The sequence below is a fragment of the Chamaesiphon sp. OTE_75_metabat_556 genome, from assembly GCF_031378165.1.
Lineage (GTDB): Bacteria > Cyanobacteriota > Cyanobacteriia > Cyanobacteriales > Chamaesiphonaceae > Chamaesiphon.
This window is the reverse complement of the sequence record NZ_JANNDR010000022.1, coordinates 1-8,355: the sequence shown is the minus strand read 5'-3', so window position 1 is coordinate 8,355 and position 8,355 is coordinate 1. Positions and strand designations below refer to the sequence as shown.

The 8,355-nt window shown below is 45.7% G+C and carries 9 protein-coding genes and 1 pseudogene; 3 read left to right on the top strand and 7 right to left on the bottom strand.

Annotated features, from left to right (window positions below):
- The 4 genes and pseudogenes from RMO27_RS00900 to RMO27_RS00885 all read right to left on the bottom strand — a co-directional run.
- Positions 1–278, bottom strand: a pseudogene (locus RMO27_RS00900) (ABC transporter ATP-binding protein); the annotation flags it as partial.
- Between the two features lie 155 nt (positions 279–433).
- Positions 434–919: an allophycocyanin subunit alpha-B gene (locus RMO27_RS00895; RefSeq protein WP_309728173.1), complete on the bottom strand. Its 486-nt coding sequence runs from the start codon at positions 917–919 to the stop codon at positions 434–436.
- 174 nt (positions 920–1,093) lie between these two features.
- Entirely contained in the window at positions 1,094–1,549 is a 456-nt protein-coding gene (locus tag RMO27_RS00890) for a pentapeptide repeat-containing protein (protein WP_309728171.1), read from the bottom strand.
- Between the two features lie 25 nt (positions 1,550–1,574).
- A complete protein-coding gene (locus tag RMO27_RS00885) occupies positions 1,575–1,712 on the bottom strand; it encodes a hypothetical protein (protein WP_309728169.1) in 138 nt (45 codons plus the stop codon).
- A 592-nt stretch (positions 1,713–2,304) separates the two neighbouring features.
- Between RMO27_RS00885 and RMO27_RS00880 the strand changes: the two genes are divergently transcribed.
- The 3 genes from RMO27_RS00880 to RMO27_RS00870 are packed head-to-tail and all read left to right on the top strand — an operon-like array spanning position 2,305 to position 5,333.
- Positions 2,305–3,261, top strand: a complete 957-nt coding sequence (locus RMO27_RS00880; RefSeq protein ID WP_309728167.1) for a glycosyltransferase family A protein — start codon at positions 2,305–2,307, stop codon at positions 3,259–3,261.
- Between the two features lie 57 nt (positions 3,262–3,318).
- The gene (locus RMO27_RS00875; RefSeq protein ID WP_309728165.1) at positions 3,319–4,338 is read left to right on the top strand and encodes a glycosyltransferase family 2 protein; all 1,020 of its coding nucleotides are present in this window, start codon (positions 3,319–3,321) and stop codon (positions 4,336–4,338) included.
- 17 nt (positions 4,339–4,355) lie between these two features.
- Positions 4,356–5,333 carry a glycosyltransferase gene (locus RMO27_RS00870; RefSeq protein WP_309728162.1) on the top strand — a complete coding sequence of 326 codons (978 nt, stop codon included), beginning with the start codon at positions 4,356–4,358 and terminating at the stop codon, positions 5,331–5,333.
- A 40-nt stretch (positions 5,334–5,373) separates the two neighbouring features.
- On the opposite strand, the gene RMO27_RS00865 is transcribed toward RMO27_RS00870, so the two are convergent.
- From RMO27_RS00865 to RMO27_RS00855, 3 genes are all read right to left on the bottom strand, one after another.
- Complete coding sequence (locus tag RMO27_RS00865; protein WP_309728159.1) at positions 5,374–6,324, bottom strand: polysaccharide deacetylase family protein; 951 nt, start codon at positions 6,322–6,324, stop codon at positions 5,374–5,376.
- A 92-nt stretch (positions 6,325–6,416) separates the two neighbouring features.
- Entirely contained in the window at positions 6,417–7,157 is a 741-nt protein-coding gene (locus tag RMO27_RS00860) for a methyltransferase domain-containing protein (protein ID WP_309728157.1), read from the bottom strand.
- Positions 7,158–7,235: 78 nt separating this feature from the next.
- On the bottom strand, positions 7,236–8,355 hold a 1,120-nt coding region (locus tag RMO27_RS00855; protein WP_309728156.1), incomplete at its 5' end, for a polysaccharide ABC transporter ATP-binding protein.

Here is an 8,355-nt window from a genome sequence, read left to right as displayed (position 1 = left end):
CCACTAATTCGCAATCGCAGTTTGTAAATCGCATCTTGAGCCAACTGTGCGAGCAAAAACTGCGAAACTAACGTCGTGACCAGAGAGACAACAACCAGCCCTGCAAAGCCCCACAGGAGTTCTGGTGGTGCCTGCGGATGTGCGGGGGTAATCTGACTAATCGATCGATTAATCAGGGCGATTGCGGCGGCACTACCCATACCACTAATCGAGCCGGTAATCGCCGCTGCCAATACGCTCATCCATGAAGCTTTTAGCAGAAACTCAATTAAATTCATGGGTCGGGGAGTTGGGAGTTGGGAATTGGTAACTCTAATAGTTAATTTTAAACTTGTTATTGATTGAAGGTGCCGCAAATAGTTCAGCCAAAAAATCACCCCCAGCAGTGCTGAGGGTGCGGAGATCGACACACGATCCATCGATAGTAGGCGATCTAGGACATTTCCTGAATAATGTAATCAAAATAAGGAGCGGCGGCGGCGGCATCTTCCTCACTGAGGCGGCTTAAAGATGCTTCCTTAAGTGCTGTAATTGAATCAGCCATTCCATTGACGGGAACGCCAAGTGAGTTGTACATATCCCGCACGCCAATCAAGCCAATTTGCTCGATCGGCTCTTTGTCGCCAGCGAGGATGCCATAGGTAACGAGCCGAAGATACCAACCGTAATCTCTGAGACACTGAGCGCGTTGTTTTTGTCCCGAAGCGTTGCCACCAGGCGCGATATAGTCGGGGTGCAGCTTCCACAACTGTTTGCTAGCTTGCTCGACAATTTTCTTTTCAGATTCTGCCAAAGTGGTGACGATCCGAATCCGCTGTTCGCCAGTTTGCAGAAATGATTGAATATTTTTGAGTTCTCCGGTACTGGGGTAGCGGAGATCGTCGTCTGCTTTTAGGATAACTTGACTAACTACACTCATATTAATTGGGATCTATTTTTAGATATCTTCTATTAGAGTAGTTTAGCTACTCACGGTGCCACAAGTGAAGCGATCGGCCGAGGGATATGAGGATCTTTGGCAAATCTTTACAATTTGGAGTTGGGAGTTGGGGGACTGACGATTTTTAAACTCTATCCACTATCCCCCTATCCCCTAACGACAACCCAAACTATCTCGCGTCGCAACTCCCGTCACTGGATTGGTTCCTTCAGCGCGATCGCATAGTAGTTTAGCTTGTGCTCGATCGATCAGCGCGTCGGTAAAATCTGCACCAGTAATCTTGGCTCCATAAAAACGCGATCGAGTCAGCGTGGCTGCGGTGAGGATCGCATTGGTGAGATCGGCTTCATCAAAGGTGGCTCGATCTGCTAAGGCACCGGTGAGATTGGCTCCAGCTAAATTGGTCTTTAATAAGACTGCCATCGTCAGCATCGCATTGGTTAGATTCGCCCCACTCAAATCTACGCCACGCAGTTCGGACGATACGAAGACACCACCAGTGAGATCTTGTCCTGCGAAATTGCGATCTCTGAGATCGATCCGACTATAGTTTGTCTGACTCCCGACTGCGAACGTGGGATTGGTGCCCAGCGATAACCATAGTGACAAGACAATGAGCGAGCGACTCAGCCATTTAGCCCACCTGGGGATTGTCCGTACTCCCTGGCTCTTGGTGCTGGAGTGATGTGAGAAATACTTGCGAAATAAGATATAAGCTATTTTGCTGATTAAAAGCATTTGTATCGTCCCGACCTTGAGCTACTCGATCCATTTTAGAGGCTCTTGATTACTTAGGATACTGATTTACGGTCAGAGTGATTGCTGGCAAGGGCTTGAGCCTAAAATCTATTGTCTGGAGATCGTTATAGTTATTTTTGGCTTAATCAGCAAGGGTTGGATCGTGAAAGGCCGAGATTAGCATCCCAGGTAATGAAGAGCCATTTTAGATGCATATCGAAATAGATATTAAGTATTTTTGCTGAAGACAGCAATCTTTAGTACAAGCTAAATTTGATGTGAATTAAATTCAGTTTATTTTAACAAATAATCGATCAAAAATATCAAGTAAATTGACTCTAGACAACGAAATAGAAGGGTTAAAAAAGTTTGTATTTTCGACTTAAAATTTATCGATTTTTACGTTTGTTTAATGTTTTATTTGCATTGCTAACTTTTGGGACTGCTTAGGAGCTTGAATTGAGAATTAGCTAGGCATTTAGAAGACAGATGATCAATTCGATCACTATCGATTCCAGGATCGCGATCGATAGATTATTAAAATTAATCTCAGCGGTTATGACAGATCTGCTTATTGTCTTTGCTACTTAAAATCAACCCTTAAATAAAGGCTGTATCGGCGAATAATGAGTAGTAAACCAGTGGTAACGGCGATCGTCATTTTCTTCAATGCTGGAGAAACTTTTTTTCGAGCAGCGATCGAGAGTATCCTTGCTCAAACTTACGACAATTGGGAATTGTTGCTAGTAGACGATGGTTCGACTGACATCAGCACCGAGATCGCGCGAGAGTATGTTCATAGGTATCCAGGCAAGTTGCGATACCTAGAGCATGAAGGCCATCAAAATCGGGGGATCAGTGCCACGCGGAATCTAGGGATCGAACACGCCAGCGGCGAATACATTGCTTTTTTAGACGCTGACGATCTATGGTTGCCTGAGAAATTAGCAAGGCAGGTCGCTATTTTAGAGAGCCATCCAGAAGTGGCAATGGTCTACAACTCGACCTGGATGTGGTACGGATGGACAGGCGATCCTGAAGATATCAAACTCGATCGCGGCCGAGCTTTAGGTATCCAACCCGATTGTGTAGTCTCACCACCGACGATACTGACTCTGTGTTTAGAGGGCAAAGCAGAATCCCCTGGGATTTGCGGCGCGACGCTCCGACGAGAGGCGATCCAAGCGGTGGGCGGTTGCGAGGATTCCTTCCGAGGTATGTTTGACGACCAAGTTTTATTTGCCAAAATCTGCGCGCGATCGCCAGTATTTGTCGCGAGTGGGCACTGGGATCGCTATCGACAACATGCAAGTAGCTGCTGTCATGTAGCAAAAGCGCATGGCACGTACGATACATTCAAGCCCAATGTCTCACATCAAAATTACTTGAGCTGGTTGGAGCAGTATTTATCAGTACAAGGAATGCAGAATACCAACGTTTGGCAAGCACTTCAGACCTCGTTAGCTCGATATCGTCATCCCGTGCGGTATCAACTCCTGAAAATCTCTCGTTATTGGCAAAGAATCTACCTAAAACTTGCCCGGATAGGATCGTCTGGATTTAAACCACCACATTTAATTTAATTGCTGAACACTCAAACGGAGATCGAGCTTAGTTAAGAGCTAATTCTAAAAAAATTCATGATTGCCTCACATCCCTATCGATCTCAAATTGCAACTGTTCCAGCGGGAGGATCGCGACCATTATGGTCGGTGATGATTCCGACATATAACTGTGCAAATTATCTCCAAGAAACTTTGACGAGCGTTTTGGCGCAAGATCCAGGACGGGAGTTAATGCAGATCGAGGTGGTGGATGATTGCTCGACCCAAGACGATCCCGAAGCGATCGTCAAAGGATTAGCTGGCGATCGCGTGAGTTTCTATCGACAGCCCCAGAATGTCGGCCACATCCAGAATTTCGATACTTGTTTGCAGCGATCGCACGGTCGATTAATTCATCTTCTGCATGGGGACGATCTCGTGATGCCGGGATTTTACAACAAGTTGCAAACCGGATTCGATCAACATCCAGAAATTGGGGCAGCGTTTAGCCGTCATGTATTCATCGACGAACTGAGCAACTGGACGAAACTATCCGATCTCGAACAAACTCACAGCGGAATCTTAACTAATTGGTTAGAAAAGATTGCCGTCAGACAACTAATTCAAACCCCTTCGATTGTCGTGCGGCGAGAAGTATACGAACGATGGGGCGGATTCGATCGGCGGATGAAATGTTGGGGCGAAGATTGGGAAATGTGGGTACGAATTGCCGCGCAATATCCAGTTTGGTACGAATCACAACCACTAGCACAATATCGACAACGCTCCACGTCATTGACTGGCAATACCATCCGCACCGGGGAAAATATTCAAGATATTCGGCAGGCAATTGAAATCGTCAAAGAGTATCTGCCCGCGTCCACAGCCGCCAGCCTCAATCGCAATGCCCTGCAAAACTATGCTAACTATGCGTTGAGTACGGCGGATAGCTTTATTAAAGCCAAAGATCGAACTGCGGCGATCGCCCAAATTCGGGCAGCAATTGCCTGCCATTTCTCGCTCTCAACAATTCCGATGTTGCTGAAATTGAGTTTGAAAGCAGTAAATCGCGAAATCAGCTCGAAACTTGCGCTCGCTCGATCTACTAATTTATAACTCACACTTGTAAACTCATGGATATTACTGTTGTTATCTGTACTCACAATCCCCGCCCCGATTATTTCGATCGAGTGCTAAATGCCTTGCAGGTGCAAACTTTAGCTACCGATCAGTGGGAATTGTTAGTAGTTGATAATGCTAGTAGTCTATCTGTCGCCGAACGCATCGATGTGAGCTGGCATCCTCACAGCCGCTGTCTGCACGAACCCAAGCTCGGACTGACTCCCGCCCGCTTAAGAGGAATCGAGGCTGCTAAAGGCGAGACGATCGTCTTCGTAGACGATGATAATGTGCTTGCCGCAGCATATTTGGAACGCACGGCGAACATCGCCCGCAGATATCCAATGATGGGTGCTTGGGGTGGTCGCATCGTCGGCGAATTCGAGCAGGCACCTCCCGCCTGGAGCAAACGCTACTTACCACTTTTAGCCATTCGCGAAATTACAGCAGACAAATTATCTGATGTCCTCCCCCCTCATGAAACTACGCCCTGTGGAGCGGGATTGTGCGTTCGGCGCAGCGTCGCCGAACGCTATGCTAGATCGGTCGTTCAAGATGCCAAAAGGATGAGCCTCGATCGCCAGGGCAAACTACTCTCTAGTGGCGGCGATACTGATCTGGCCTTGGTAGCTAGCGATCTCGGTCTGGGTACGGGACAATTTGTGGCACTCGAACTCACACATCTGATTCCTGCCGTACGGCTAGAAGAAGCCTACTTATTAAGATTGATCGAATGTATGGGATATTCGCACATGGTGCTACATTCGCTCCGCAATCCCCTACCAGATCGATCTTTACCAAGATATCTATTTCATCAACTGCGGGCATTATTAATGTCACCCCAAGATCGCAAGTTTTTTTATGCCGAACATCGCGGCAAAAATTTTGCACTAGCCGATTTACATAGCGAGTTAGGGGACATTGACATAATCAAACAGAAGACTTACCCAACTACACAATTATCATCGCGGATGACAAGCAATAACGTGTAGGAGTGCTGTTGCCAACTCCCGATCGATATCAAGCCCAGCCCTATGCCAGCCACATTGCTAGGCGTTCAGCAAATTCTCGTCCATTCCAGTTTTCAACGCCAAAGCGCGGTAAATCGAAACAATTGCTACGTCCCCAGACAACATCTGGCTGGGTAGAGCAGGCACAATCGAATCCCGATGCTTTCACCAATTCGATCGTCGCGGCAGTGCGATCGCCAAATGGATAGGCAAAACTCGTCACGGGGCGGGATAAGATCCGTTCTAATTCTAGCTTGCTTCGATCGATTTCCGCCTGTTGTACCGCCAGGGGCTGCGCGGGCAGGAACGGATGATTGACTGTATGCGCACCAACTTCTACCAATTCACCGCTATCTAAAGCAGCTAATTCTGCAACTGTCAGCGGCAGATAGTCAGAGCGGGGTTGAGAGTCATCTTTAGCCCAAATTGCTACTTGGGCTAAAGCTTGTTGACGATCGTTTTCTGCCAAGTCTCGCAGTACTTGCCAAATTGAATAGTACAAAAACATCCGCGAACCTGGTTGCGCTGCCCAAGCTTGACAATGGCGATCTTGTCGATATGCGAGTAGGCTATAGTCACTTGCCGCGCCCAACTCCCATTCGGATCGATGATTGTCAATAGTTAGTGACAACTGCGGGGGTAATGTGCCTGGTTTTAACAGGATGCTGGCGAGTTCATCCCACCAGAATTCACGCTGAGATCCTAAATAACCAGTACTCACAAATACGGTAGCGGGAATCCCATAGTTTTCGAGGATGGGCTTGGCGCGATCGAGATTATCGGCATAACCATCATCAAAAGAAATCGCCACCGCTCGATGGGGAATTGTGCCCTGTTGCCGATCGCGATTTAATTGTTGGAGACTAATCGGGTGGGCAATTTTTTGGATAACTGCTAGCTGTTCGGCAAAGTGTTGGGGTGTCACACACAAAGACCACGGATCGAGATCTAATTCCGCAATGCGATGATACATTAAGATTAGCCCTTTTGATTTAACTAGTCTTTTCTGGATGTTGTAATTTAGTTGTTTTAATCTATTTAGCCCAGGTATTTTCATGGCGATCGCTAGGGCTTGACTACTCTAATCGTAATTAGCATCTGATAACATGGATCTCGATCATCTAGCTCGGCTGTGGTCAATTCTTGAGTTGCTAATCCTTGTAAAAAAGCTGTTGTGGTGAGGATATTTCCATAATACTCGATTGTCACATTGTCAGCGGGAAATATTTCTGTAAATAGCCTCCGTGCCGAGATCTCAGTAAAACTCCAGCACCAATAATCTTTCCATTCATCGATCGCAATTTGACTGATTCCAGGCACGGTAATTAGGGCAACTCCTCCTGGTTTGAGGATGCGATCGATCGTTGTTACTGCATCTTGAAGATTGTAAATCAGTTGCAAAGTTTGGGTGAGGATTAAGCAATCAAAGCTGGCGGATGGAATGAGGTCGCTATTCGTGAGATCGCCAACAATAGTTGCTGCTGGATTGCCCTCAATCACATGCAATACATCGCTTTTGGTCACGCGATCGCCACCAAATCTGCGCGTGTAAGTAGCATCGCCGATTTCTAATACGCGTCCGTGCACATCTAGAGATTGACTGTCCAAAAAATTCTCGATATAGTAGCGATCGATCGGCAGTCCGCGATCGTAACCGAATTCCCGACTAATCGGATTTAAGCGTCGCAAGCCACCGAAATTCACACATCCAACTGCTGGAGTATTGTTATATATTTTAGCGATTAATTTATCTAAAACAGGTGCTGGAACTATTTGACGAATTATCTTTTTTGCAGTATTTTTCATAGTCTAAGCATTGCTCAATATCTAATTTATTCGATCGATCTAGTTTTTCTGATCCAAATCAACTTGTAGATGGCTCGTCTAAACTTTGGTAATCTCTACCAGACTAAAATTACAAGTTACAGCCCCATAATAACTCGTACCCATAGTATTCGAGAGTGTATTAACTACCTCGATTTCCAAGGCGGATTCTAGATAATCTAAATGTTCGTCAGAGCCAGTTTTACTCATCCATAAACCAACAATATAGCTTCCTGGTGTCAGATGCAAACTGTCGATTGTTAGTTGGAAGCGATTGAGACCTTTGCGAAGTGATACAGTCTGACCAGATAAAATAATATCAGCATTTATTAGCATAGTTCGCGATCGATTATAGATCGTCACGGCAAGACAGCCAATAGACTGTGAAAACTCAGCCTCAATATCTAATAAAAATTCTAGTGGGCCATCAGAATAAGGCTGAAATAAAACCGATCGATCGAGACTACTATAATGGATCGCGATAAATCTTGCTGCTTTACTAATACGGTTGTCGAGATTTGATAAATCGATCCATTCACCAGGTGCAGCTCGCTCAAAATCACCAGCTAAATATAGCGGTACGATCTGCTCAGTACTGTCATGGGCAATTAATTGACCGCAATCGAGCAGGATACATTGAGAGCACAATCTTTGGACTGCTTCGATACTATGACTGACAAATAATACTGTGCGACCTTGACCTTGAGAGATATCTTGCATTTTCCCCAAACACTTCTTTTGAAATTGGGAATCTCCGACTGCCAATACTTCATCGACAATCAGAATATCTGGCTCTAAATGTGCTGCGACTGCAAATGCCAAGCGCACGTACATACCCGAAGAATAACGTTTTACTGGTGTGTCTAAGAATTTTTCTACTTCAGCAAAATCAACAATTTCATCAAACTTACGTGCAATATCTAGTTTTGTCATTCCCAAAACTGCACCATTGAGAAAAATATTTTCTCGACCAGTTAACTCGGGATGAAAACCCGTGCCTACTTCTAATAAACTCGCTACCGTACCCTTAATTCCGATCCGGCCACAAGTAGGTTCGGTGATTCTACTTAGGATTTTTAATAGAGTTGATTTCCCAGCCCCATTGCGACCGATGATGCCAACTCGATCGCCTTGTTTAATCTCCAAAGATAGATCTTTTAATGCCCAAAATTCTTCGCGT

Excerpts from the sequence above, each read along its gene's own strand:
- RMO27_RS00885 (WP_309728169.1), bottom strand. The coding sequence starts at position 1,712 with ATGGATCGAGTAGCTCAAGGTCGGGACGATACAAATGCTTTTAATCAG.
- RMO27_RS00895 (WP_309728173.1), bottom strand. The coding sequence starts at position 919 with ATGAGTGTAGTTAGTCAAGTTATCCTAAAAGCAGACGACGATCTCCGC.
- RMO27_RS00870 (WP_309728162.1), top strand. The coding sequence starts at position 4,356 with ATGGATATTACTGTTGTTATCTGTACTCACAATCCCCGCCCCGATTAT.
- RMO27_RS00860 (WP_309728157.1), bottom strand. The coding sequence starts at position 7,157 with ATGAAAAATACTGCAAAAAAGATAATTCGTCAAATAGTTCCAGCACCT.
- RMO27_RS00865 (WP_309728159.1), bottom strand. The coding sequence starts at position 6,324 with ATGTATCATCGCATTGCGGAATTAGATCTCGATCCGTGGTCTTTGTGT.
- RMO27_RS00880 (WP_309728167.1), top strand. The coding sequence starts at position 2,305 with ATGAGTAGTAAACCAGTGGTAACGGCGATCGTCATTTTCTTCAATGCT.
- RMO27_RS00875 (WP_309728165.1), top strand. The coding sequence starts at position 3,319 with ATGATTGCCTCACATCCCTATCGATCTCAAATTGCAACTGTTCCAGCG.